Below are 25,586 nucleotides of genomic sequence, written 5' to 3'. Positions count from 1 at the left end.
TAACGCATGATGGATAAGGTTTTGCCGCGTGCCGAGCTTGTGCAGGGGCGCCAGCGCACTCGCAAGGCGGGCATAGGCCGACGTAATGCCCGTGTAAGGGATACCGGGCGCGAGACCGATAGCGCTGCCGCTGTGCCGGATTGGGTGAGCGCGCGGCAGCCTTTTCCCGTCCCTAGTGGGATGACACTACCTGATGTGCTGGCATGGCATTCTGTGCCAGTCCCGCTGGCAGAAGCGCTGTCGGAGGGAGATCTGCCGGGGGCGCTTGGGCGGTTGCTGGCCTTCGCGCCGCTTGCGCTCGAAAAGACTACCCCTCTGGCTTTTTGTGGCCCATCAGGTGGTGGGCAGACACTGGCATTGGCCCGAATGGCCGTTGCTCACGTTCTGCGCGAACGTCATGTGGATGCCGCCCCGCTTGTCATTGCGTGTGATGCCGAGCTGGAGGGCGCTGCACAGCTGACGGCATGGCTCAAGCCTTACGGTGTGCCAGTGTTCCGTGCCGCGAATATCGAAGCGGTGCAGGCCGTCATGGCGCGCAAGGAGGCCACGCAGCCAGTGCTGCTTGATATGCCCGAAGCGGGTGTTTACGCCCCCGGTGGTCTTGCTGTTGTGGGTGAGGTGCTCGGGCAGACCGGTGCTTCGCCTGTTGTGGTGTTGCCTGCCGGCATGGATGCGGAGGAGGCGGCCGATACAGCCGCCGCTTACAGGCAGCTTGGTGCAGAGCGGATGATTGCTACCAAGCTTGATCAGGCCGGGCGTATTGGCAGTATTATTACGGCTGCTGCCTGTGGTCTGGCGCTGACTTATGCCGGGTATTCACCTTCCGTGCGGGGTGGAGCGACTCGTTGCGATGCCGCCTTGCTGGCGCGTCGGCTCATGGTTGTGCCAGCCTAGAATACCATTCGGGTAGCCTCGTTTTTCCAGCATGTGATTTTCCGTGATCAGGCAGGGGGTGGAGACGATCCGCTTAACCTCTTGTTAACCAGCCTATGTTAGTCGCCATAAGGGTAAGCAGCCTCTGGGCGTTAAGCCTGTGGTCGCGGTCAGGGATAAAGGATTGGATGGATGGCCATCAGCACTGTCTCCCCCATTACGAGTTATCTCGTCGCCCAGAAGGACGAGACCACGGCCGCGCAGAACTACGCCAAGACTGATTCCGTTACGGCTAACGAGGTCGCAACCTTCGAGAAGGATGCGGGGTCGATCACGACAGTCGATGGGCTGCTGAAAAATTATTCGGTTCTGCAGGTGGTGCTGGGGGCTTATGGCCTTAGTTCGCTCTCGGGCCAGACAGCAATCATCAAGGATCTGCTCACGCAGGACCCGTCTTCCTCCACGTCGCTTGCATCCAAATCCAGTAATGCGAGTTGGCAGGCCTTTGCCAAGGCCTTTGCTGTGTGGAGCGAGCATGATGGCGTTTCCACGGTTTCGCCTTTCACAACGGATGATAGCAAGGTCAGTGTCGCCTCAACCCCGACGGAAACGACCCAGCTTACCCTGACAGCCACGCTGCCTTCCTCTACCAGCAGCCAGGACAGCTATACGACGGCTGGCGTGACCACGTATGATTCATCGGGTAATGCCACCAATGTGGCACTCCAGTGGACCCGCAGCAGCAGCGACCCCCTGACATGGACTGTCAGCGCCTATGATGCGGATGGCGATGGTGCGGTTGCGAACAACAGCTACAGCGTTACCTTCAATACCGATGGTTCCATTGCATCTGTTTCCAACGCGATTTCGGGCGAAAGCATTGTCACGTCATCGGATGACGGCTCTACCGCCTTTATTCCCGTTACGCTGACGGATAGCGACGGTACATCGCAGAACATCAAGCTGGTTCTGGGCACGGTCAATAGCACCGACAGCGGTACGGTCATGGCTACAAGCGATACGCAGACAACCAGCACGTCGCAGGCGGATAGCCTGAGCGGATCGGGTACGTCGCTCACCATGAGTTCGGTTGTTCTGGGTACGACCAAGGGTACGGGCCAGTCCTATCTTTCCTCGCCGCTTGATCCTGATCAGGCACTGGATGATAGCGACAGCATTCCGGCTTCTGTACGCAACTACATGTCGGTTAAATGGACCCAGACAGGCACGTCCACCTGGAGCGTGTCGCTGGTTAACCCGTATGATTCAACGTCGGTTACCAGCGCATCCGTTTATACGGTTTCCTTTAACAGCACGGGCAGTGTGTCGCAGGTTAACGGAATGTCCACGGACAAGATTCCGGCCCTGACAGCGACCATGGGCGGCGTGACCTATTCGGTCAATCTGGACTCTCCCACCCTGTCCATGACTACGAAAGCTACGGAATCTACTCTCACCAGCAATAGCAGCACCACCACCAGCTACAATGGTGTGGATATGTCTACGCTAGTGGATGATTTCGAGCAGACTCAATACGAGCAGAGCAAAGCCAACCAGAAGGATGGCGTGGGTAATGCGCTGTATTTTACCCGTAATATCAGTGGTGTGACCTCGCTCACCCAGCTTATGTCGGATGCAACGCTGACCAAGGTTGTGGAAACGGTTCTGGGTTACGACCCGGACCAGATCGGTGCACTTGATTACAGCCAGCAGGTGCAGATTTTGACCGGCAAGGTTGATTTCTCGCAGTTTAAAACAGCTGATGGGATCAAGAAATATGCCGAGCAGTATCTGGCGATGCTGCAGGTTAACCCACAGTCTTCTGACGATGCGCTGAGCACGATGGATCTGTTCGGCGGTAGCAACAGCAGTGAAGGCATTGCCGCGCTGTTTGATGTCAGCAGTTCGTCCAGCGGTTCGAGCAGCCTCTACTCTGCCCTGTTCTAAGGTATAGGCGAGTGGGTGTATCTGTTCCGGTGCGGCTTTAATGGGGCCTGACGCAATCAAGGGCGAAGGTGCCGAGCCACAGCAGGATGCAGCCGCTCAGGCAACTGCCGTGCCCGATGTGTTTGAAGCTATCCGCCGTGCGGTGGGGCAACAGCATGACGAAGTGCCCATCGGGGTGCTGGAAGGTCGTGTTACCGGGCTTTCCGGGCTTTCTATTTCGCTGAGCGGCCTGCGTGATTTTACCGGCGTGGGCGACCGTGTGCGGGTGCTTGGGCTGGACGGGCGCGAGACCGAAGCTGAAATTGTGGCGTTTCAGGGTGATATTGCTATCGCCATGCCGTTTGGTTCGCTCGAAGGCATTGGCTCGGGGTGCCGGGCTTCGTTCAAGATGTTTGGCCCAGAGGAACGGCGGCGGCGGGCAGGGGGAACCCTGCTGGTCAATGAATCCTGGAAAGGCCGCGTGATTGATCCCATGGGTCGCCCCATGGATGGCAAAGGACCGCTTACCCCCGGTGGAGTGGTGCAGAAACTCCATGCTCCCCCGCCGGAAGCCGCCATGCGCGCGCGCCTTGGGCCGAGGATCGATCTGGGCGTGCGGGCACTGAACCTGTTTGCGACCTGCCGCGAGGGGCAACGTCTGGGTCTGTTTGCAGGCTCTGGTGTTGGTAAATCCACGCTCATGGGCATGCTTGCGCGTAACACGGCGTGCGATGTGGCGGTTATAGCCCTTGTGGGTGAACGCGGGCGCGAAGTGCGCGAATTTGTCGAGGACGATCTGGGGCCGGAAGGTCTGGCCAAGTCCGTTGTTGTTGTGGCCACGTCCGATACCTCGCCCCTGATGCGGCGCGAGGCCGCTTATGCGGCTATGGCGGCGGCGGAGTATTTCCGTGATCAGGGCAAGTCCGTACTGATGCTGATGGATAGCGTAACCCGCTTCTGTCAGGCGCTGCGCGAAATTGGCCTGTCTTCAGGGGAGCCGCCGGCTACCCGTGGGTATCCACCCAGCGTGTTTGCAGAACTGCCCAGACTGCTCGAACGCGCAGGCCCCGGCCTGATGGATGCAGAGGGCAAGGCCGGGCAGATGACCGCCATGTTCTCCGTTCTGGTGGAAGGGGATGACCATAACGAGCCTGTGGCCGATGCCGTGCGCGGTATTCTCGACGGGCATGTGGTGATGGAACGCCGGATTGCGGAATCCGGGCGTTATCCGGCCATTAACGTGCTGCGCTCGCTTTCTCGTACTGTGCCGGGCTGCAACGCGCCGGAAGAAAATACGCTGGTGCAGGAAGCGCGGGGCGATCTTTCGACTTGGGAAGAAATGCAGGACATGGTGCGCCTTGGCGCCTATCGCCCCGGCAATGATCCGCAGGTGGACAGGGCCATTCGTGTCGCGCCCGCGATTGAAAACGTGCTGAAGCAGCAGCGGGGTGAAAAGGCAACACTGGCGGAAAGTTTTGATGCTTTGCGTGGTGCGCTGTCTGTGGCTGAGGTGCCTGGATGAATCCCCGGGCCCGCGCGCTCCAGTCCCTGATCCGCCTGCGCAAGACGGAGGTGGATCAGGCCCGTGCCGAACTGGGGCGCGTGCTGGCTCATGAACGTGCTGCCGAGCTGCGGCTTGCACAAAGCAGGCAGCAGCTGGAAAACGAGCAGCACGAGGTGAGTGCGGGGCGGACCAGTCTGGGAGATTTCCGCGACTGGTTGCCCGCCGGGCGAGAGGCTATCGAGCGTGCCCACCGGCTGGTTCTGGAGGCACAGAACGTAACCGATCAGGCGCGTGCAGGGCTGACACAGGCCAACGCCGCCCTGAAAGCTGCCGAGGCTGTGCTGGCCCGATGGCAGGAAGAAGAGCGCGAGAAAGAGGCCCGCCGGGAGCAGAACGAGGTGGATGACCTGTCGCGTCGGGCAAGGAATATGTTCGGATAGGGGGAGGTTTGGCCCGCCATGCCCGAGGGCGGTGCGTCACCGGGTGCGAGGGTTGAGGAAAAGATGTTTCGTTATTGAGAAAGTAGGCCTGCACGGCTATCGCTGGTTACACGAACCGCAATATGATCGGGTAGGGCACCAGTTTTACTGGCCGTGAGTGATTAGGAAAGCGCATGCAACAGACCGCGAAGATTTTTATTGCCACCCCATGTTACGGGGGAATGGTCACGCAGGAATACATGGAATCCGTTATCGCCTGCACCAGCATCATGCAGACGCCGATGACGCTGTCCCTTCTTGGTGACGACGCGATGATCAGCCGCGCCAGAAACACGTTGCTGCACCAGTTCTATACCCGTTCCGATGCCTCGCATATTCTGTTCATTGATGCGGATATCGGTTTCCCGGCCGAAGCGCCCGCCCGCCTGCTGGCAGCGGACAAGGACGTGGTCGCGGGTATGTATCCGATCAAGCAGCGTTTCTGGGACAAGGATACCCAGGAAAATGTGCTGCGTGGCGAAGGGCATGAAACAGCGTCGCTCCGGTACGTGGGTGAAACCGATGAAATGCACCAGACCTGGGAAAAGGGTCCGCTGCTCAAAACGCGTTATGCGGGTACGGGTTTCATGATGATCAGCCGCAAGGCTATCGGCATGCTTATCAAGAGCTACCCTGAAACCACCTACCGCCGGATTGATGCCGCAGGCAGCGGGGGCGATACCGAATACCACGCCCTGTTCGATGGCAGCATCGACCCCGAAACCGGCACGTATCTGAGCGAAGACTTTACGTTCTGCCGCCGCTGGAGCGCCATTGGTGGCGAAGTCTGGCTGGATACGTCCATTTCCCTGACCCATGCGGGGCGGGCTTCCTTCCGGGGTGATCCTTCCCGGCGGGTTGGTCTGGCCCATCACAAGGCGGGCTGAAGCCCGAGGTAGCGCCCCATGGCAAGAAACGACAAACCCCCGGTTATCATCAAGCGCGGCGATGACGGCGGTGGCGAAGGCCACCACGGCGGCGCGTGGAAGATCGCCTATGCCGACTTCATGACGGCAATGATGTCGTTCTTCCTTGTCATGTGGCTGCTCAACGCCACAACGGATGAACAGCGTAAGGGTATTGCCCAGTTCTTTAACCCCATGGCTGACCGCGATACCCATGTCGCCCCGACATCCGAAATGCTTGATACGACCCCCTCTCCCATGACGGGCGGCGAGGCGGTCAAACGGATCAAGGATGGCGAAACATCCGAGGTGCCAAAGGACAAGCAGGCCGGTGCGCATGAATATCAGCAGACCGGGCCCCAGGCCGATGGTTCTGTCGATATTACCGCCGGTATCAGAGCGCAGCTCAATTCCTCGCATCCGAGCATCATACCCATTGGTGGGCCGCAGAGTGGTGCGGGGTTGCAGGTGGGGTATGTGGGGGGTGGTTCACCCACAGCCGCTGCGGCAGCGGAACAGTCCAACCTGCAGCATATGGTGCAGGGGCTTGAAAAATCTATGCAGCAGCAGCCTGATCTACAGGCTTCCGTATCCAATATGTCGGTTCGGGTCGGGCGGGATGATATCCGTATTGAGCTGAAGGATTCCCAGAACCGCCCGATGTTTGATACGGGCTCGGCTGCTCCCAACCCGCTTGGGCGCAAGATGCTGGGTGAAATTGCCGCATGGCTTGCCCCCATGCCGGAAAAACTGTCCATCGTGGGCTATACCGATGCGGCGGCTTATCGTCCGGGCAAGAAGTGGGGCATGTCCAACTGGACGCTGTCAGCACTGCGGGCCGACCATGCGCGTGAAGTGCTGGTGCATGCAGGCTACCCGGATGGCAATATCGTTAATGTTTCAGGCCGGGCAGATCGGGAACTGGCAGTGCCGGCCGATCCGGCTGCCGCAGGGAACAGAAGAGTAGTGCTGATCATGCACAGACGGTATGTAGATCCGGCTTTCGATCCGGCCTCTGCAACTCAGCCGTCAGCCGAAGCCTCGCCGGACAGTGCGGCAGCTCCGGCTCCGGCTGCTGAAACGCCTGCGGCAACGGCACAGCCAGAGAAGGCGGGTGACGGGCAGGATGCAGGGCAGGCAGTGGCTCCGGTTGGCCTTCAATAAGATTAACAAAAACATGGCGGTTCTTCTGGCCGCCGTGGAATATATGAGCACAGGTTTTAATTGTCGCCCCGGCGTGTGGGCCGCGCGGCGTGAATGGATGGAAGTGGAGACAGCTTAATGCTTTTCATCGGGGGGCTTATTTTTTCGCTGCTCTGCGTCTTCGGTTCGTTTGTGGCCTCAGGCGGGGCGCTGGCACCGCTGATTGCGTCCATGCCGTTCGAACTGCTGACCATCCTTGGCGCCGCGGCTGGCATTTTTGTCATGTCCAACTCGAAAGATGCGCTCAAGCAGCTTCTGTCTGACCTGAAGCTGACACTGGGTGGCCCGCGCCACAACAAGGAGTCGTATCTGGAACTGCTGGTGACGCTGTTCCGCTTCATGCGTCTGGCGCAGGCGCGCGGTAACATGGCGCTGGAAGAGCATGTTGAAAATCCCGGCGAAAGCAGCATTTTTGCTCTGGCGCCGCGCGTGCGTGACGACGTGGAAACGCGCAACATGATCTGCGATTACCTGCGTCTGGTCAGCCTTAACATGGAAGAGCCTTACCAGCTGGACGAGGTAATGGCCCGCGAACTGAAAAAGAATTTGTCCGAAAAACTGCATATTTCAGAAAGCCTGCAGAGCATTGCCGATGCCCTTCCCGCACTGGGTATTGTAGCGGCGGTTCTGGGTGTTATCAAAACCATGGCCTCCATCAGTAAGCCGCCCGCCATTCTGGGTGAAATGATCGCAGGCGCGCTGGTGGGTACGTTCCTAGGGGTGCTTCTTTCCTATGGGGTGGTCGCGCCACTGGCGGCCCGCATGAAAGATGTGATAATGCAGGATGGTCGTTACCAAGACATTATCCGTATTGTCTTTGTGGCGCATCTTCAGGGTAGCCCGCCGCAGGTCAGCGCTGAAATCGGCAGAAAGGATATTCCGCATGCGTTTATGCCGTCGTTCAGCGAACTCGATGCGGTGCTGGCTGAATCGTCAAGCCAGCAGGCAGCTCAGGCAGCGGCAGCCTGATGCCGCTATAACTGGGCTGGAGCAACGGAGCGTCTGATGGGTATCTCGGCAGCAAAGACGACAAGTCTTTCAGAACAGGCGCAGGAAAATGCACTGATGGGGCTGACATCGGCCCTGTCCTCCAACAAGGCCAGTCTTGCCTCCTTGCTGACAGCAGGCGCATCCTCCACCGTTGCGCAAAAGCCTTCTTTTGGTTCTGTGTTGCAGTCGGTTTCCCAGTATTCGGGTGGGCAGCAGCAGAGCAGCAGCACGGATCAGAGCGCGAGCCAGACCAGTTTCTCGGCATCGTCTTCTTCCTCTTCGAGTGACAGCGCCAGTAATACGGCCAGCAATACGCAGAACACTCAGAGTGCGTCGCGTAACGATAGCTCCAGCAAGACGACAGCCTCAGCCTCCGACACGAAAAGCGCGACATCACAGAGCAGCACGCAGGCTGCGGCTCAGTCCGCAAGCACCTCGGTGTCTGGAAGCGGTACCAAGGGTACGACTAAAACGGCCCAGAAGCAGGATGACAGCAGCACAGACAGTGCTACGTCCCAAACGCAGGATGCCCTGTCCGCTCTGGCGTTACAGCAGCAGGCCGCTGTTTCCACGCAACTGACGCAACAGGCCGCTCCGGCCACAGTCCAGTTGGGTGACAGCAAAGCCGCCGCTCAGGCGGGTACAGCAGCTACTTTGCAGGCTAGCGTGAAGGATCTGCAGGCCCAGTCTGATCAGGCCGGGACTGACACAGCAGCTCAAACCACGCAGTCCGATGGGCGTGCCGCTGATCTGCTGGCGGCTCTCAGTGGCTCGCAGGACCAGTCAAGCCAGAGTGCGGCGTCAACCCAGCAAACGACTGATACGGCAGCAAGTGCTGCTGATACGGCGCTGGCCAAGAAAATGGCAGCAGCGGCCGCGCAGAGTGGCACGCAGGATTCCAGCAGCACCGTTTCTCCCACCGATCTTTCGGCCAGTCTGAGCGCTGCGGCGGATGCTGCCCAAAGTCAGGATACTCAGGCACAGACCGATACAACGCTGGTGGCTGCCGATAGCCGTGATGTGCAGAGCGCGCTGGCGACGGGTGCCTCTTCCGCAACCGGCTCTTCAGCGACCGGTACGGGGGGCGCAACAATTTCCCTCAGCGGTGTGGGGGCTATTGCTGCCGCGATGAATGGCAGCGCGTCTGGTCATTCCGGCACATCTGATGGTCAGTCTGACAGTAGTGGCGAACAGGCGCTTGCCTCCCAGATATCAACGGATGTGCATCTGCCCGCAGGGGTAGGGGCGACGACTACAGAATTTTCGCTCGAGCCCACGACGACGGCTGAAACCACGGCGCAGTCAGCCAGTGCACTGAACGAAAGCACGGATACCGAAAAGCTCGATGGAGCCAACAGCCTGCTTGCTCAGCAGTCTGAAGATGGAACCACCTCCGTCTCCCTTACGGTTATGACCGATGATTCAACGCCGGTGCATGTGCGCCTGACGGGCACTGATGGCGTGACATCGGGCGTTGTCCTACAGAGTTCTGATGAAATGACAGCCCGGCATCTGGCGGCCAACAAGCATGAGCTTATGGCCGCTCTGAATGCGGCGGGTGTGGATGTCAGTAACCTGAAGATCGATGTCGTCAGCGCCAGCAATGGCAGTGGTGATGCCGGGAATAATCAGGACGGGAGCGGCAGTAACGCCTCTTATGGCGGCACGCTCTCTGGTGGCCAGTCCGGGAATGGTGCCGGGCAGAGTGGGCAGCAGGCTTACGGTGCCACCGTGGCATCGGGCGGCACGCAATCTGACAGCGCGGTGGACAGCACCACGCAGGCTACGAGCACGACTGCCCGCGGGGCCATGCAGGGCAGCAGCGGTATTAATATTACCGCCTGAACGGCGGGGCGGTAAGGAAGAGGAATGAGCCGATGACAACCACATCGTCCACAAGCGTTACCAACGAATACAAGGCGCTCCAGGCGGCAGAAGCTGCGGCCAAGGCGAGTGCGAATTCGTCGTCGTCAAGCAGCAGCAGTTCCAGCTCTTCTTCTTCGACCTCGTCGCTGGATTCGCTGGCCACCAACTACACGTCCTTTCTGACCCTGCTGACAACGCAGCTGAAGAATCAGGATCCCAGCAGCCCGATGAGTTCTGACAGCTTTACCTCGGAACTGGCGCAGTTTGCGGGTGTGCAGCAGCAGGTTGAAACCAACACCAAGCTCGACTCCCTGATTTCTCTCAATCAGGACAGCCAGCTCAGCACGGATACGGCTCTGGTGGGCGATACCATTACGGCTACCAGCACAACGCTGCCGTTGCAGAACAGCTCCGCATCGCTCAGCTTTACCGGCACATCGGGCGAGACAGTGGCCATCGCCGTTTCCAATTCCTCTGGCACCATCGTCAAGGATGTGGTGGCTACGGCCAGCAGCGGCACCAATACCTGGACATGGGATGGCACCGATAACAGCGGCAACAAGCTTTCCGACGGGGCATACAGTGTGTCCGTCAAGACGGTGGATTCCGCGGGCACTACGTCGGATGTGGCCTTCTCGGTTACCGGCACCATTACGGGTATTCAGAAGGGCAGCTCCGACATGCAGGTTCAGCTCGGCAGCGCCACGATCCCGATGTCGAGCGTTACCAATGTTTCGTCCAGCAAGACGAGCACCTCGTCCAGCAGCACCAGCAGTTCTTCGAGCGGCACAAGCAGCTCGACCACCGGAAGCTGACATCAGACGCTACCGGTGAAAGAAAAACGGCGGGACTTTGTCCCGCCGTTTTTTATTGTCCGTGACGCTTGCTGGCGACTTAACGGATGATATCCATCGGGTTGGCATTGCTGAGGATATTGATACCTGAGCGTACCGGCAGGCAGGTTTCCTTGGCGCTCTGCACGGTGTTGCTGTTTTTGGCGGTGGCGCGGGTACCTAGCGGAGCGAAGGCTTTCTCGTTCAGGCGGTAGCCAATACCCCACATGGTGGTGAACGGATCATCCACGCCGAATTTGCGCATTTTCTTACGAATTTTGCAGATCATCACGTCAATGACCTTGCCATGAGGCTCGCTTTCGCCTGCGTACAGGCTATCCAGCACGGTTTCCTTGCTCAGAACCTGTCCTTTTCTGAGGGCCAGAAGCTCCACTACATCGTATTCACGCCGGGTGAGCGGTACCAGCTTGTCGTCGATATGTGTCTCACGGCGGTCCACGCAGACAGTCAGGCGACCAATATGCAGGGTCATGCTGTCATGGCCACCAATGCGCCGGACAATGGCGCGCAGGCGGGCCAGAAGTTCCACGGGGTCTATGCTGGCGGGTACGCAGTCATCCGCACCGACAGACAGCACATCCGCAACTTTGCGGGACGGTGTTTCCTGGGCAATGACAATAACGGGTGTGGGCACGCGGCTGTTGCGAACATGCTTGATAAGGCGCGTATCAGGTTGGGCCTGTTGCAGAACCGCAATGTCGTAATGTGAGCGGCGCAGGGTTTCCGCCACCCCTTCCGGCCCGGACATGGTGATGGAAATAGCGCCTTCAATAGCGGCATTTGCCAGACCGCTGCAGGGGCGGTCCCCGTCCTTAACAGAAGTGTCACCTATGCAAAGTATCCGCATTTCCGCTTTCCATCACTCGTCATGCGTTTGTCCAGCCAGCCGGAAAACTCAGAGTCAGCCCCGTTTTTGCAGCCAAGGAGCTGCTTAGAAAGGGCATTGTCGCGGAATAGGGCAGGTGGCGGTGGTCGTGTCGTCAGGCCATGGCTTTTCGCGCCTTCTGCTAGGGCAGCGCCCGAGCGGTAAGCAGAAAAAACACCTTGGCTTAGGGGTAGTCATTCCATAAAATGGTTAAGAATTGTTTGGCCATAATGCCCCCATGGTCAAGGAATATCGGCTGGTCTGGCAGGAATCTTCGTGGTACTGGAAGTTTATGTGCCAGTCTTATACGGTGTTCCTGTAAGGCAAGGGCGGACAGTCTGGCGGGCATCAACCCGGTTTTTACCCTGAGGGAATGATAACATGAGCGACACGACTGCTGCCTCGGCTTTGGCTTCAAGCCTGCGTGAAATGACAACGGCTGCATCCCGCGCCGCGTATCAGAGCGCGCGTCCCGGCCATACTGGTGGCATCGGCGTAAAGATTGCCTCTCACGGAGCGGATGGTTCTACCTCCTCCATCCAGTTCGATTCGACCGGGCAGATCATTCCTTCTTCCGATACGCAGAAAAAAGACAGCGCCATGTCCAGCGCGGTTGACCTGTTCGCCTGAATTTACACTCCATGGTGCATCATGTGTCATGGGGTTATGGCGAGGGCGGCTACTTGATTCCGGGTGGCGGGGTGGTTGTCCTGTCTCGTTTGGCGTATGGTTCCGAGCTAGGATATAGTGGGCGGGGTCGTGCTGAACAGGCAGTGGGGGTACCGCCCTTTCAGGATTAGAGACACGTGCATTTCAGCATATCCCCAGGCGCAAGGCGTTCAGTCGCAGTTTTTATTACAGCGCTTCTTTCCTGTTCATCTATAACCCCGCCGGGTAGTGCTGCGCCCCAGCATGTTGTGCGCCATGGGGCACGGCATGTGCTCCCCAAGGCACCTCCTCCAGCCCCGACACCCCCACCTACTCCCCCGGCACAGCCTGCCGCCGGGCAGGCGGCGGGTGGTGACTCCCAGTCGAACGATGCGTTTTCTGGCGACATGCTGCTCAAGGGGTTGCCGGAATCTTGGCGCGCGGTGGTGCTGGATAAACCCACGCCACCGCAACAGGTTCCCCAGAATGGCAATAAATCTGCGAGAGCTGTAGCGGGCAAGGCCCCTGCACCTGCTAATGGCCAGAATGGCAGCACTACCGGGCAGACGGCCATATCCACTAACCGGGTGCTTATTCCGGTGCCATCGGATATGGGCATTGCTGCATTCCAGAGCGCTAACCGTTTCCTGATTGTGGTTGATAATGCGCGGCCAATGGATACCAGCGCCTTGCGGGGCGATGGTATTTTCTCATCCCTGACAGTTAGTACGCTGGCCGATGCCACGCTCATTCAGGTACAACTGCCAGACACGCGCAAACTCTATCTGTCCCAGCAGGCTGAAGGCTGGGTGCTGGGCGATCAGCCGCCTCCGGTTACAGATTATGACGACCGCCGCGTCATTAACCCGCGTCCCGGTGATGGGGGTATCCTCTACCCCATGCGCAAGCCGGGCCGCGTGCTGTCCATTACCGACCCGGCTTCGGGTTCGCGCCTGTTTGTGGGCACATCCACCATGGATGATGGCGGTATCCTCTCTCTCAGGGTGGGTAAGGGCTATGAGGTCTGGCCCACCACGGAAGGTGTCGTGGTCGCGGCTCAGTCGCCCGAAATCAGCATGCGTGCAACGCCGGATGGTCCTCTGCTGAGCATAGAGGGCAAGGCCTTTCCTGATCAGGGCGTTGCGGTTTATGCCAGCGATGTGGATCTGAAATGGCTCGGTTTGCAGAGCCTGCCGCCTGAAAAGCTGCGGGAGCGTTTGCATGACGCCTTTCTGGCTGCGGCCGATTCTGACCCGGCCCAGCGTTTTGAAAAGCGTCTTGAAGAAGCCAAGGCCGCGTTCAGCGCAGGGAGTGCCACCGAGGCCCGTGGTATCCTGACTGTAGCGCTGGAAGATGATCCCGAAGAGGCGGAACGCCCCGGTGTGCGTTTTCTGCTGGCGGCATCCGAACTGCTGGCGGGTAACAAGGAAGGCGCGTCCCTGCTGGAGGGGCCGTGGCCGGATGGCCAGAAACGCGCGGTTCAGCTCTGGCGCGGGCTTTATCTGGCGGCTGTAGGGGGGCATGAGGCCGAAGCGGCGCACCTGCTCGCCATGGATGTGGAGCGGCTGAAGAATTATCCCGCCCCACTGCGTGACATGTTGCTGCCGGGCGTGGCGGAAGAAATTGCCCGTTACGGTACGCAGGCCGATGTAGAGGCGCTGGAAAAACTGCCTGCAGGTTCGCCTTACCAACTGGTGGATGCCTTCCGTAAACTGCGCTCGGGGCAGCGTGAGCAGGCCTATGGGCTTTTCGCCAAGCTGGCGGATGATAGGGATCCGATTGTTGCGGAAAAGGCGCTGGAGCAGCGCATTTCCATGAACCTCGCTTCAGGCAAGACGGCACCCGATGCCGCGGCTGAGCAGTATAATACCCTTATGCCTGATGCCCGCCTGGCCGGGCGCGAGGTGCAGGCGCGCTTGCAGCAGGCTGATGCCTATATGCGTGCTCATGACTGGACAGACGCGCTGGACTCCATCGACACCGTACAGGCTGGTACCGGAGATGCGGGAGACAAGCTGATCCCGTCGATTCTGATGCAGGCTCTGGCAGGGATCGCGCAGGAAAGTGGCGGGGCAACAGACAAGGCGACGCTGCTGCATGATGCGGCTCTTATCAAGGCGCATCTGCCGATCCTGCCGGATGGCCCGCGTAAGGGCGAGGTGATGGTGGCTTATGGCAAAATGCTGCTCAAGCTCGGCCTGCCGGATGAAGCGGCGGATATTTTCTCTTCTGCCGTGCCCATGTTGGCCACGCCGGACCTGAAAGCACTGGCAGGCGAAGGGCTGGCCGATGCCAATCTGGAACGCAAGCGCCCGCAGGATGCACTTAAGGCCCTGACCGTAACTGACAGTGCTGGTCTGCCCGATGCCTCACGGGCGGCGCGGCAGCGGATTATGGCGCGGATTGCGCTGGCAACGGGCGACCAGAACAAGGCGCTGGCCCTGCTGGATGGCGATACATCGCCGGTTTCGCTCGATATTAGCGCGCGTATTCATGAAGGACGGGGCGAATGGCCGGCAGCGGTGCAGGATGTCCGCCAGCTTGCAGGGACGGAAATCCCCCAAAAAGGCCCGCTGGATGCCGATATGCAGTCGCTGGCGCTGCGTCTGGCGTCCGATGCTTCGCAGGCGGGCGATCGGGCGATGCTCGATTGGGTTGCTGCCCTTGTGGGTGACAGGATGGATGGCGACAATGCGCGCCTGTTCCAGTTGCTGACCAAGCCGGTCGATGCAGCCCTGACAACGGCGGGAACGGAAGCAGGGCAGTAAAACAGCCTTGCTTGTGGTTTACTGAGGGAAAACTCTCAGGGTGCCGGGTAGGATAGCCTCGGCCAGCAGCGTTATCGCTAGCCCCAGCGCGAGCGATGGCCCCATGGGGGTGCCGCGCAGGGAAATCTGTCGGTCAAGGTAAGGTGGCCAGGCCGCTGAAGTGCTGAAGCGGCGTGTTAGCAGATATGTTGCACAATGCAGTACTAGGCTTGCGAGCAGAAAAACCTCCACGCCGCGCAGTTCTGCCCATGCGCCGCAGGCTGCCGCCATGATGCCTTCTCCTCCAGACAGGGCATTGCGCCTGAACAGCGCAGAAAGAAAAATGAGAACAAGGGTGACGCTTCCCCACGCAATGGCGGCCCCCAGAATGGCTTGTGCTGGCGTGTCGCGCAGGATGCCTGCCAGAAGTCCGGCCAGCAGCATGGGCACGAGCAGGGCAGGCGGGAGCCAGCGCTCGGTGCGGTCGAGCAGGGCCGCAAGGCAGGCGAAGTTGAGGGCAATGATATTGCCCAAAGCAGCGGGAGGTGACAGGCGCGCGAGAAAAATGATGGAGAACGAGGCCACAAGCAGGCAGCCCGCCGTGACAAGCCGCTTCCATGCCAGCGTTTTCTCTGTCGGGTAGGCGCGTATGCCGCCAAGCAGGGGCAGGCGGCGCAGCAGAAAGCGGAAGGTTATGATCGAAAGCGGGAACCAGATCGCCACAAGCAGCCCGCCGAGCGATGCCTGATCATTCCTGACAAGCAGGCTCCACAGCACAATGATGGCCGTAACCGAGATGGACAGCAGAATATCGTTAATATCGGGCTTGGGCGTGCGGAGGCGAACCATGATCGTGAATGACTACCTTTTGCGGCTTTGTGTCCTCGTACCACAGGGCAGATGAATTTCCCCCAAAAGGGAGAAAAAAGTGGCCTTGGAGCACGGGGCGCGGTATTCAGACACTAGCGGTATCACGATATGGTTAAGGCCATATGTCCTGATACGGTGTCAAACAGCAAGGAAATGCCCCTCGCATGCTTGAAGCAATGTCATCGCAGGCGATGTCGGCCCATCATGGTACTGACGTGCTTGGTCTGGCCGAGCGCAGGCTGAACTGGCTTCAGGCCCGTGAATCGGTGCTGGCTGGCAATGTCGCCAACGCCAATACGCCGGGTTATGTGGCCAAGGATGTCTCACCCTTCGTAGGTGTTCTGGAAAACCAGATGGCCATGACATTGGCCCAGACCGAACCGGGCCATATGGCAGGGCGTAACGAAACCGCACGGACCAACCGCAGCGGTGTTGGCACCTCGCGCGATGGCAATGAAGTGCGGCTGGAGGACGAGCTGGAAAAGGTGGCCGACACCAACGACCAGCAGCGCCTCGTGACAACCGCCTACACGGCCTATATCGCCATGTATTCGGCCGTTCTGGGCACAAACGCGTAAAGGCTGCAGCGTGGATTTTTCCGATACTATTGGTGTTTCCGCCGCTGGCATGAACGCGCAGTCGTCTCGACTGCGAGTTGCGGCTGAAAATCTGGCCAACAAGGAAACGACCGGAACAACCCATGGTTCGGACCCTTACCGGCGCAAGACCATTACCTTCAAAGAGGAACTGAACCGGCAGACCGGGGTTTCAAGCGTGAAGGTAAAGGAAATAGGGCAGGACCAGACCCCGTTCGAGCAGCGCTACGACCCCTCGCACCCAGCGGCGGATGCCAAGGGCTATGTTAAAATGCCCAACGTGAACAGCATGGTTGAGATCATGGATACCCATGAGGCCCAGCATTCTTACGAAGCCAACCTCAACACCATGCAGATCACGCGCTCCATGTTGACACGCACCATTAACCTGATGAAATGACACGGCGGCCTGCCGTGGGCGGTGTCGCCTGCGGTGTGTGCCCCGTGGGTGGTTTTCCGGTTTTCTGGCGTATGATCTGACGCTGCCCGTGGCTTTATCCGTTTTTTAGGAATGGACAGATTTCATGCCCTCTACGGAAAACAAGAGCAATACGGATTCTCCCGCGCAAATCCTGACCTTTCAGGTTGGTGGGCAGGTTTATGGCATCGGTCTGCTGTCGGTTGTGGAAATAGGCAACTGGTCTGAAATCCGGCCTTTGCCTGCGGCTCCACATTATATCGCCGGGGTGATTAACGTGCGCGGCACGGCGCTCTCGGTTATCGATATGGGCATTTTTTTCAAGGACAGAACCGAGCGGGCGGAAAAAGCCGCCCAGACATCCATTATTCTGGTGGATCTGGGTTCGGTGCGGGTTGGGCTGCTGGTGGACAGGGTGTGCGACATCGTTTCCATGCAGGGTGTGGAACTCCAGCCTGTTCCTGCCGCGGGTGGACGCGAAAGCTGCAAGGTGCTGCGTGGTCTGGCTATTATCGGTGATGATATTATCGGCCTGCTGGACCTGCCCGCATTTGGCGCGGGTATCGAACTGCCCAACGTGACGGCCAATATGCTCAGCCACTAGGCTGGGCAGAGATGGCGCACGCCTTTTTTGAAGCATGGGCCTGTTTTCAGGCAGAGTGAACAATGAGTAATGCCCCCCTTAACGATACTGTTTCTTCCATGGGGGGGCAGGCGCGCCCGGCCTCCATTACTGATACCGATCTGATCAGGGCTGCGGGGCTTATTCCCGCGCGTGTCAAAAGCCTGTTTCTTGAAGGGCGCGAGGCAGAGGCCGTCGGGCTTATTCTCGACCAGCTTGCGCGGCGGCCGGGCAATATTGCCCTGACCATTACCGCCGCCATGCTCATTGCCCACCATACTGTGCGGTATGATACGGCGCTCACGCTCCTGCGAGAGGCATTGAGCCATGTGCCAGATAACGTGCAAGCCCAGCAAACCTACGCTTATACGCTGATCTGCGCGGGTCAGTTGGCTGAAGGGAGCGAGCGTTTCGGAGCGCTGCTGTCGCGCTATCCTGCCCAGCGTGTTTCGCTGATGGAGCATCTCTCAGCAGCTCTGCTTCAGGCGGGGCTTCTGGAAGAAGCCAGGCAGGTACTGGCTGGGGCCATTGCGGATCGCTGCACATCTGCGGCTCTGCTTAGCAACATGGGCTGTGCGCTAACCTATCTGAACCGTTCCACGGAATCCTTGCCGTACTATGAGGCCGCCTTGCGTATGGCGCCGGGTAATAAGCGCATGCAGGCTTCTTACGGCTGTGCTCTGCTCAAAGCTGGGCAACTGGGTCGGGGCTGGGCTTTGCATGCCCAGAAACCCGATGGCCTGCATGCGGAGGCATGGTTTAAAAAACTGCCCTCCCTGACACCGCAAACCGATGTGCAGGGCCGTTCAGTGCTGCTGTACCATGACCACGGTCTGGGTGACACGTTGCAGTTTGTCCGTTTTGTAACCGCGCTGGCGGAAAAAGGTGCCCGTGTTACGCTTGCCGTGCCCGCGACCCTGCAACGGTTGATTGCGCGCTCTTTCCCTACCGTTACGGTCGTGGATATCGCCAGCATGGCCCTGCGCGCGCAGTTTGGCGGCGGGTTTGATTATGCCGATTTGATCATGAACCTGCCTTATGTGCTGCGGGCTGACCGGTGCGAGGCCAGTGTGCTGTCGCCTGTTATGCCGTATCTGGTGGCGGATGCAGCGGCTGTTGCAGCATGGGATGCGCGCCTGCCAGCAGGGCGGCCGCGTATCGGGCTGGTCTGGGCTGGGGAGTGCCGTCAGAGTGCCCGGGGCACCGCCATGGACGACCGTCGCTCCACCACGCTGCGGGCCATGGCCCCCATTATCGAAGCCCGGCCCGATGCAACATTTATCAGCCTGCAATATGGGAAAAAGCGCGAGGAAATTGCCCAGTGCGGTTACGCACTGATTGACCCCATGGATCAGGTTCGCTCGATGGACGATACAGCAGCCCTTGTGAAAAATCTCGACCTGCTGATTACCGTTGATTCCTCGCCCGCTCACCTTGCCGCAGGGCTGGCCTGCCCTGTCTGGGTCATGAGCCGACAGGATGCCTGCTGGCGCTGGCTCGATAGCGGAGAGACAACAGCATGGTATCCGAGCATGCGTCTTTTCCGTGCGAAAGAGCGCTCTTTCGCACCGATGATTGATGAAGTGGCAGCCGCTCTCAGACAGGCAACGCAGTTTCACCCCTGATCAGGCTGTAAGGCGGCACATGCTCTCCCTCATTACCCCCGCTATATGGAGGGAATGAGGGCAGGAGAACTGGCTCAGAAGGGCAGTATGCTGTCCAGCACCTGCTGGCCGTAACGCGGGGTCTGCAGTTTGCTCAACTGACCACGCCCACCGTAGGAGATACGGGCTTCGGCAATCCGGTCATGGGTAACGGTATTGTCTTCGGTAATGTCCTGCGGCCTCACAACACCACTGACCATCAACTGACGCAGTTCCCCGTTTACGCGGACTTCCTGCCGGGCCACCACGACAAAATTGCCGTTGGGCAATACCTGCGTAATGGTGCCTGCCAGTGCCAGGGTAACCGTTTCATTGCGGCTGATGGTACCGGTGGCGGTATTGGCACTGGAACTGCTGGTATCCAGAGCGGAAGAGCTGGACAGCGCCTTACCTTGGAAGCCGAACAGGCTGGGAATACCGAAGTTTTCCGAGCCACTGCCCGAGGCCGATGTGTTGTTGGTAACGGCGGCATTATCCGCAATTACAACGCTGATCTTGATCAGATCGCCCACCTGAGACGCGCGCTGATCTTTGAAAAAGGCGCGGCTGCCGGGGCGCCACAGGCTGCCTACCTCTGTCGGTGGCGGTTGGAGCGGCGGCATGGGCATGGTAACGGGGCGGTATTCCGGCGCCTGCGTCGGGTCTGATGTCCGGGTCATGCGCGGGGGGTGGCCCATTTCGCTCAAGTCGGCCAGACCCGAACAGCCTGACAGCCCCATCAGGCCGATGAGGAATGCACCCGGCAGGCGGTTTTTCATCAAACTAAAACTCCAGCGCATTGATGTGTTACCGGACAGAAACATCCGCTCCTTAGCCGCCACGAGATGAAGTGGTCAGGCGGCGCAGGGTCGCGGCGTCTGAAGGCATGCCGCTGGAACCGGCCTCGACAATGACTTCAGAAGCATTATTGGGTCGCCCCGTGATAATCATGTTGCTGGCAAGATTAAGCACGCGCACATATTGCCCCACACCGCCATCTTCTATTGCCCTGCCGCTGGCAGTCAGGTGCAGGCCCGGTGCGGTAAAAACAATCAGCACCGGATCGCCCTTATGGACAACGACCGTGCGGTGCAGGTCGCGTTCCTGCACGGCGTCTCCCGCCATGACGGCGTGGGTCAGGGTCATACCGTCTATATCGGCTTCATCTGTGTAGGTGCGGTCCTGCGCGCGGCCGGTATAGGCGTCGTTCATGCTGACATCGGCCATGGATACAACACTGCCGGGCTGCAGGGCGTGGGAAAAGACCAGAACGCGGCGGGCGGCATGGACGGTGCCAGCCAGCAGGTAGGAATCCTGCGTGGAATCACCGGTGGTCTGCGTGCGGTAGATGGTGGCTGTAAAGCGCCCGCTGCGGGGGTCCCAGTTGAGATCCGACAGGGTGACGGGCTTTGGGTCATCCGGCGGGACGGCAATGGGGTGAAAGTCGATCAGATCGACCGAAACCGGGCCACCCCCGGTATCAGGCAGGTTCTGGCGGACAAGATTGATGAAATAATCCTTGTCCAGCATACGCCCGGCACGGGTGATGGTGACCTGAGCGCTGGCGGACTGGTCGAGCCAGTCCACACCATACTGGTCGGCAATGGCCAGAAGCTGTCCACCACCAACCTGAATGCTGGAGCCCGGCGCTGGAGCCGGGCCAAGCACCCGATCCTGCCCCGGTTCCAGATCGGCAAACAGGTCTGAAAGACGGACGGTGCCAGCGGTAATAATGGAGGTGGTCTTGAGGGTGGCGGCTTTGGCGGCAGGGATGGAATACGCCATGCACCCCGCCGCGACCAGTAGCCCGATGACCGCCCTCACATTCATGACCTTATTTCAGGCCTGTCAGCGTCTGGAGCATTTGGTCAGCCGCTGTGATGACCTTGCTGTTCATTTCATAGGCACGCTGCGCGCTGATCAGGTTGGTGATTTCCGTCACAACGTTGACCGACGATTCTTCAACGAACCCCTGACGGAGCGAGCCGTAGCCCACGCTCTGAGGGGTGCCGAGGTTTGCCGTGCCCGAGGAGGTTGTTTCCGTGAACAGGTTCTGCCCCATGGCGGCCAGACCGTTTTCGTTCTGGAAGGTGGCGAGCTGAATCTGCCCGGCTACCTGAGCCGTTGTCTGGCCCGAAATCGTGTACTGCACCTGCCCGCTCTGATCCACCGTGATGTTCTCGGCGTTGTTCGGCAGCGAGATATTGGGCGAAAGCGGGTAGCCGTCCGCACTGACGATGGTGCCGTCCTGCGAAAGGGAGAAGGTGCCGTCACGGGTGTAGGCATATTCGCCCGAAGGTAGCGTTACACGGAAGTAGCCACGGCCTTCGATGGCCATATCAAGCGAGTTGCCTGTCTGGTCCAGCGTGCCCTGTTCGTTAATGCGATAAATACCAGCCGTACGGACACCAAGGCCCAGCTGCGCACCAGCGGGAACAAGATCGCCCGTATCGGAACTCATGGTGCCCGCGCGGCGCAGGTCCTGATAGATCAGATCCTGAAATTCCGCACGCCGACGTTTATAGCCGGTGGTGGTCATGTTGGCGATGTTGTTCGCGATGGTATCGACGTTCGTCGTCTGGGCCTGCATGCCCGTGCCGGCGATGTCAAGGGAACGCATCATGGGATGACAGTCCTCCGGGTGTGCCTTGGTGTGCGGCCACCCCATATTTTAACGGATGGGGTCTTCGGTATACGGACACATCGCGGGATCAATCCTGCGTCATATCCTGTTCTAGCCTACAGGTAAGGCTATGGGCCAGCCATGGCAAGCTCTATTTGCGGCTGACATGAGGGTTTAATGATGTGGCTGTCCACCCGAACCCGAGGGGGGCGTGTTCATATTGCTCCCGTGTCCGTGATTCGATATATGTAAGGCAGAACAGGTCTGCTTCAGTGAACGGGCGAGAGCGGGCCGCTACTCCATAATATTTCTGGTGCGTGAGGCTGGGTTCCCATGGACAACACAACCTATATTGCATTGTCTCGTATCGATACGCTGACACGCGCGCTGGATGTGACGGCCAACAACCTCGCCAATGCCAGCACGGATGGCTTCAAGGCCAGCCGTGAGCTTTTTTCGCAATATGTGGTGAAGCAGAAAGAGGCCAATACTGTCGCGGGTGGCAAGGAAGAAGCCTACACGCAGGATCAGGCAACGTATCAGGATCACCTTCAGGGGCAGATGCGGACCACGGGCAACCAGACCGATTTCGCCATTAATGGTGAAGGGTATTTTGCCGTTCGCACCACGCAGGGTATTCGTCTGACGCGCAACGGCCAGTTCAGCCGTCGTATGGACGGCACCATTGTGGATGGTTCAGGTAACCCCGTGCTGGACAGGCAGAACCAGAATCTGGTTATCCGGCTGGAGGATGATATTCTCTCTGTTTCCTCGGATGGGACCATTTCCACCCAGAATGGCGCAATCGGCACCATCGGTCTGGTAACGGTGGATAACGTCAATACCCTGACGCCTGAAGGGGCCTATCTGCTCAAACCCACGACCCAGACGCATGAAGTTGCACGCAAGGAAATCCGTCAGGGCATGCTGGAAAGCAGCAATGTCAACGCCGTGGGTGAAACAACCCGCATGGTGGAAATCCAGCGCGATTACGACCTGACCTTTCAGTTGATCCAGACCGAATCCACCCGGCAGCAGACCGCCATAGACAAGATTACGGCTGATCCTTCCTCTTCGTCCTGATGTTGTCATGGGCTGAGGCGGGTGAAAGCCTGCTCGGGTAACCTTTTTGAAACTATTTCCGACTACCGATTTTCATACAAACGTCTGATGGTATCAGCCCGCTCATGTGTGTGGCAGGCAGGTTCGGCAGGCAAACGGCATACACGCGGGGAATGAGCGTATGGATCTGATATCGTCGTTATCAATCGCCACCAGTGGTCTGAACGCGATTTCGAGCGAATACGCCATAACGTCCAACAACGTCGCCAATTCCAGCACATCGGGTTACGTGAGCGAAACCGCCACGCTGTATTCCAGTGTTGTGTCCGGGCAAGGTAACGGTGTGCGTGTGGGCAACACGCAGCTGAACATCAACACGGCCCTGCAATCCTCGCTGTATACCCAGAATGCCAAGGTGGCCGCCTATACGGCTACGAGCAACTCGCTGGCTGCGGTCTCGTCCGTGCAGGGGTCTACCTCTGCCGATTCTGGCAGCACTGCCACGCTGGCCGATGAGCTTGGCAATGTTCAGACCGCGCTGACCTCACTCACTTCCACCCCGCAGTCGAGTGCCGCGCAGTCTACCGTGATTTCGGATGCCAACTCGCTGGTCGATACAATCCACACGCTGGCCTCCACCTACACGCAGCAGCGTCAGGCCACGCAGGACAATATCAGCGCCTCGGTTTCCACCATCAACACCGACCTGACCCAGATCGGTGAAATTTCACAGCAGATCGTCAAGCTGAAGATCGTTGGTGGCGATACCTCCGCCCTCGAAAACCAGCGTCTTGGCATCATGTCCAGCCTGTCCTCCGAGGTGTCGGTTTCCTACACCGAGAAGTCGAATGGCGACATGATCGTGACCACGGATGATGGCACGCAGCTCCCGACCCGCCCGGATCAGACCGGGCTTGATGACAGCTCGGTAACTCTGCCCAGCAGCACATGGCCGCTGACGACTGAAGACACCACGCTGACCTCGTCCATGTATTATTCCGCAACCGGGGTTACGGCGGATGGTATCACCACCTCTGGTGGCGTGCCCGCTATTACGCTCAACGGCAAGGATATTACCTCGCACCTGACCGGGGGCACGCTGGGGGCCAACATCACCCTGCGTGATCAGACCTACCCGCAGATGCAGGCGCAGCTCGATTCGTTCTCCTATACGCTGATGAACCGCTTCTCCAGCGCGGGCATGGCACTGTTCACGAACGGCACGGCAGCCTCCACCACCAATGCCTCCGGCACGGTCACCACCACCGACCCGACACAGGCCACCAAGGATGCCCCGACCGGGCTGGTTGGCCTGTCTTCGCAGCTTAGCGTCAGCACCACCTACACGGATGACCCGTCCTCTCTGGCGACGGATGGTGACACCACGCTGGCCACCACAGTGCTGAGCGATGCCTTTGGCACATCTTCGACCTATGTTTCGGGCTCCCTTGCCGCGCCGACCAGCGGCCTTGGCCCGGATGGCAGCCAGTCCACCGGTTATACCGGCTCGCAGGGCCTCGTTGCCCTTGCAACAACCCTGACCTCCAATCAGGGTGCGACCATTTCGGATGCGAGCAGCAACCTCACCTCCGCTACTTATGTGCAGACAACCCTTTCCGCACAGGTGGCCAATGTGTCCGGGGTGAACGTGAATAATGAAATGGCCAAGGTGGTGACCTTGCAGAATTCCTTCACCGCCAATGCAAAAATCATCAGCACGGTTCAGACGATGTTTGAAGCGCTGATGAGTGCGATCAGCTAAGGCCGGGCAGGAGAGAAGAGCATGAGCACGACAATCGGTCAGTACGGTGGTGACGGCGCATCCATCATTCTCAATGCGGCCATCGACAACATCACCCTGCAGCAGCAGCAGAATAGCTGGCAGACTTCTGCTGGCACGCTGGCGGAAACCTATGCGGGCGTGGGCGATTCCCGGCAGACGGCCATCAGCCTGAACCCCAAGATTACGCAGGTTGCGTCCTGGCAGACCAACATCACCAATACGCAGACAAACCTGTCCATTACCGACACCACGATGAAGCAGATCGTGAGTCTGGCGCAGACACTCTCCACCAGTCTGACAAGTGTTACGGGCACAAGTTCCGCTACGGCCGTTGCAACCGTGGTGGAACAGGCCAAAGGCCTGCTGTCGGAACTGGGGACCGCGCTGAACACGCAGAGTGGCTCTACCTACATCTTTGCCGGGCAGGACGGGACGGAAGCCCCGGTGACAGATGCTAGCAATATCGGTAGCAGCACCATGGCAACCACGATTGCCTCGGCTGTGAGCGGTCTGACCGATTCCAATGTTGATTCGGTGTTGGCTGCGGCCACAACGGCTGCCAGCAGCAACACGGCCGGGACCTCGGTTTTCTCGTCCAACCTGTCGGTTTCCGCCACCACGGCGGCGTCTCTTCAGGCATCGGTGGTCATGAGCACGACCAGTTCCAAGGTCGGGCTGGTGGCAACGCAAAGCTCCACCACCTCTTCAGCCTCCTCAACCTCTACGGGTTCTCCCATCCGCGACCTGATGAGCGATCTCATGGTTGTCGCCTCTATGGGTGGGATGTCGTCTGAAACCCCCGGCTATACCGATCTGGTGACGAAGCTTAACACGTCGCTGAACACGACTGTCGGGCAGTTGACCGATATGGAAGCGCAGGTGGGCGTGCAGCAAAGCGCGCTGACAACACGCTCCACCATGCTGACCAGCGTCACCACGATGCTGAAGACCCAGCTTTCCGATGCGCGTGACGCGGATGCCGCTTCCGCCATTACGGCTACGACCACGCTGAAAACCCAGCTTGAGGCTTCCTTTACCCTTGTGGCGGACATGAAGAACATGTCGCTGGCAAGCTACCTCTAAGACTGTTTTCTGCTCGCACGGCCACT

The 25,586-nt window shown here is 59.1% G+C and carries 24 protein-coding genes; 18 read left to right on the top strand and 6 right to left on the bottom strand.

Annotation, left to right across the window (positions count from 1 at the left end; translation table 11 throughout):
• Window positions 1-6: 6 nt before the first annotated feature.
• From ABF757_RS01965 to ABF757_RS01930, 8 genes are all read left to right on the top strand, one after another.
• Window positions 7-894, top strand: coding sequence for a hypothetical protein (locus tag ABF757_RS01965; protein WP_415480708.1), 888 nt, complete (start codon window positions 7-9; stop codon window positions 892-894).
• Window positions 895-1,065: 171 nt separating this feature from the next.
• A complete protein-coding gene (locus ABF757_RS01960; RefSeq protein WP_415480707.1) occupies window positions 1,066-2,820 on the top strand; it encodes a DUF1217 domain-containing protein in 1,755 nt (584 codons plus the stop codon).
• Window positions 2,821-2,860: 40 nt separating this feature from the next.
• Window positions 2,861-4,321, top strand: a complete 1,461-nt coding sequence (gene fliI, locus ABF757_RS01955) for a flagellar protein export ATPase FliI (protein ID WP_415480706.1) — start codon at window positions 2,861-2,863, stop codon at window positions 4,319-4,321.
• Window positions 4,318-4,743: a flagellar export protein FliJ gene (gene fliJ, locus ABF757_RS01950; RefSeq protein ID WP_415480705.1), complete on the top strand. Its 426-nt coding sequence runs from the start codon at window positions 4,318-4,320 to the stop codon at window positions 4,741-4,743. The genes fliI and fliJ overlap by 4 nt, the downstream gene beginning before the upstream one ends.
• A gap of 173 nt (window positions 4,744-4,916) precedes the next feature.
• Window positions 4,917-5,669: a hypothetical protein gene (locus ABF757_RS01945; protein WP_025860154.1), complete on the top strand. Its 753-nt coding sequence runs from the start codon at window positions 4,917-4,919 to the stop codon at window positions 5,667-5,669.
• An 18-nt stretch (window positions 5,670-5,687) separates the two neighbouring features.
• A complete protein-coding gene (locus ABF757_RS01940; protein WP_415480704.1) occupies window positions 5,688-6,851 on the top strand; it encodes a flagellar motor protein MotB in 1,164 nt (387 codons plus the stop codon).
• Window positions 6,852-6,968: 117 nt separating this feature from the next.
• Window positions 6,969-7,859, top strand: a complete 891-nt coding sequence (gene motA, locus ABF757_RS01935; protein ID WP_025860152.1) for a flagellar motor stator protein MotA — start codon at window positions 6,969-6,971, stop codon at window positions 7,857-7,859.
• Window positions 7,860-7,895: 36 nt separating this feature from the next.
• Window positions 7,896-9,725 carry a hypothetical protein gene (locus ABF757_RS01930; protein WP_415480703.1) on the top strand — a complete coding sequence of 610 codons (1,830 nt, stop codon included), beginning with the start codon at window positions 7,896-7,898 and terminating at the stop codon, window positions 9,723-9,725.
• On the opposite strand, the gene ABF757_RS01925 is transcribed toward ABF757_RS01930, so the two are convergent.
• Entirely contained in the window at window positions 9,715-9,912 is a 198-nt protein-coding gene (locus tag ABF757_RS01925; RefSeq protein ID WP_415480759.1) for a hypothetical protein, read from the bottom strand. The genes ABF757_RS01930 and ABF757_RS01925 overlap by 11 nt on opposite strands.
• On the opposite strand from ABF757_RS01925, the gene ABF757_RS01920 reads away from it, so the two are divergent.
• Window positions 9,893-10,561 (top strand): flagellar hook assembly protein FlgD, encoded by a 669-nt coding sequence (locus ABF757_RS01920; protein WP_415480756.1) that lies wholly within the window; start codon window positions 9,893-9,895, stop codon window positions 10,559-10,561. The two genes, ABF757_RS01925 and ABF757_RS01920, sit on opposite strands and share 20 nt — an antisense overlap.
• A 79-nt stretch (window positions 10,562-10,640) precedes the next feature.
• Here ABF757_RS01920 and ABF757_RS01915 read toward each other — a convergent pair whose 3' ends face one another.
• A complete protein-coding gene (locus tag ABF757_RS01915) occupies window positions 10,641-11,348 on the bottom strand; it encodes a response regulator transcription factor (protein WP_234394963.1) in 708 nt (235 codons plus the stop codon).
• Between the two features lie 498 nt (window positions 11,349-11,846).
• Between ABF757_RS01915 and ABF757_RS01910 the strand changes: the two genes are divergently transcribed.
• Entirely contained in the window at window positions 11,847-12,095 is a 249-nt protein-coding gene (locus tag ABF757_RS01910) for a hypothetical protein (protein WP_025860148.1), read from the top strand.
• Window positions 12,096-12,403: 308 nt separating this feature from the next.
• Window positions 12,404-14,881, top strand: a complete 2,478-nt coding sequence (locus tag ABF757_RS01905; protein WP_415480702.1) for a tetratricopeptide repeat protein — start codon at window positions 12,404-12,406, stop codon at window positions 14,879-14,881.
• An 18-nt stretch (window positions 14,882-14,899) separates the two neighbouring features.
• On the opposite strand, the gene ABF757_RS01900 is transcribed toward ABF757_RS01905, so the two are convergent.
• Window positions 14,900-15,709 (bottom strand): prepilin peptidase, encoded by an 810-nt coding sequence (locus ABF757_RS01900; RefSeq protein ID WP_415480701.1) that lies wholly within the window; start codon window positions 15,707-15,709, stop codon window positions 14,900-14,902.
• 185 nt (window positions 15,710-15,894) lie between these two features.
• Between ABF757_RS01900 and ABF757_RS01895 the strand changes: the two genes are divergently transcribed.
• The 4 genes from ABF757_RS01895 to ABF757_RS01880 all read left to right on the top strand — a co-directional run bounded on the left by ABF757_RS01895 (window position 15,895) and on the right by ABF757_RS01880 (window position 18,991).
• Window positions 15,895-16,308, top strand: a complete 414-nt coding sequence (locus ABF757_RS01895) for a flagellar basal body rod protein FlgB (protein ID WP_051542881.1) — start codon at window positions 15,895-15,897, stop codon at window positions 16,306-16,308.
• Window positions 16,309-16,318: 10 nt separating this feature from the next.
• Complete coding sequence (flgC, locus tag ABF757_RS01890; protein ID WP_025860142.1) at window positions 16,319-16,726, top strand: flagellar basal body rod protein FlgC; 408 nt, start codon at window positions 16,319-16,321, stop codon at window positions 16,724-16,726.
• 124 nt (window positions 16,727-16,850) lie between these two features.
• Window positions 16,851-17,348 (top strand): chemotaxis protein CheW, encoded by a 498-nt coding sequence (locus ABF757_RS01885; protein WP_415480700.1) that lies wholly within the window; start codon window positions 16,851-16,853, stop codon window positions 17,346-17,348.
• A 62-nt stretch (window positions 17,349-17,410) separates the two neighbouring features.
• Window positions 17,411-18,991, top strand: coding sequence for a tetratricopeptide repeat protein (locus tag ABF757_RS01880; protein WP_415480699.1), 1,581 nt, complete (start codon window positions 17,411-17,413; stop codon window positions 18,989-18,991).
• Between the two features lie 74 nt (window positions 18,992-19,065).
• Here the strand turns inward: ABF757_RS01880 and flgH are convergent, their stop codons facing one another.
• Genes flgH through flgG form a run of 3 tightly spaced genes read right to left on the bottom strand, consistent with a single transcriptional unit; the run spans window position 19,066 to window position 21,632 of the window.
• Window positions 19,066-19,788 carry a flagellar basal body L-ring protein FlgH gene (gene flgH, locus ABF757_RS01875; RefSeq protein WP_408735022.1) on the bottom strand — a complete coding sequence of 241 codons (723 nt, stop codon included), beginning with the start codon at window positions 19,786-19,788 and terminating at the stop codon, window positions 19,066-19,068.
• Between the two features lie 52 nt (window positions 19,789-19,840).
• Window positions 19,841-20,839 carry a flagellar basal body P-ring formation chaperone FlgA gene (flgA, locus tag ABF757_RS01870; protein ID WP_415480698.1) on the bottom strand — a complete coding sequence of 333 codons (999 nt, stop codon included), beginning with the start codon at window positions 20,837-20,839 and terminating at the stop codon, window positions 19,841-19,843.
• A gap of 4 nt (window positions 20,840-20,843) precedes the next feature.
• Complete coding sequence (gene flgG, locus ABF757_RS01865; RefSeq protein ID WP_035370459.1) at window positions 20,844-21,632, bottom strand: flagellar basal-body rod protein FlgG; 789 nt, start codon at window positions 21,630-21,632, stop codon at window positions 20,844-20,846.
• Between the two features lie 333 nt (window positions 21,633-21,965).
• Here flgG and flgF point away from each other — a divergent pair, with 333 nt between their 5' ends.
• The 3 genes from flgF to ABF757_RS01850 all read left to right on the top strand — a co-directional run bounded on the left by flgF (window position 21,966) and on the right by ABF757_RS01850 (window position 25,560).
• Window positions 21,966-22,715 carry a flagellar basal-body rod protein FlgF gene (flgF, locus tag ABF757_RS01860; RefSeq protein WP_025860138.1) on the top strand — a complete coding sequence of 250 codons (750 nt, stop codon included), beginning with the start codon at window positions 21,966-21,968 and terminating at the stop codon, window positions 22,713-22,715.
• Between the two features lie 160 nt (window positions 22,716-22,875).
• Window positions 22,876-24,456 (top strand): flagellar hook-associated protein FlgK, encoded by a 1,581-nt coding sequence (flgK, locus tag ABF757_RS01855; protein WP_415480697.1) that lies wholly within the window; start codon window positions 22,876-22,878, stop codon window positions 24,454-24,456.
• Window positions 24,457-24,477: 21 nt separating this feature from the next.
• Window positions 24,478-25,560: a flagellin gene (locus ABF757_RS01850; protein ID WP_415480696.1), complete on the top strand. Its 1,083-nt coding sequence runs from the start codon at window positions 24,478-24,480 to the stop codon at window positions 25,558-25,560.
• Window positions 25,561-25,586: the final 26 nt, after the last annotated feature.

The sequence above is a fragment of the Acetobacter papayae genome (assembly GCF_047721125.1).
Taxonomy (GTDB): Bacteria; Pseudomonadota; Alphaproteobacteria; order Acetobacterales; family Acetobacteraceae; genus Acetobacter; species Acetobacter papayae.
Note: the sequence above shows the minus strand (reverse complement) of the source record. Positions and strands in the feature narration are given on the sequence as shown.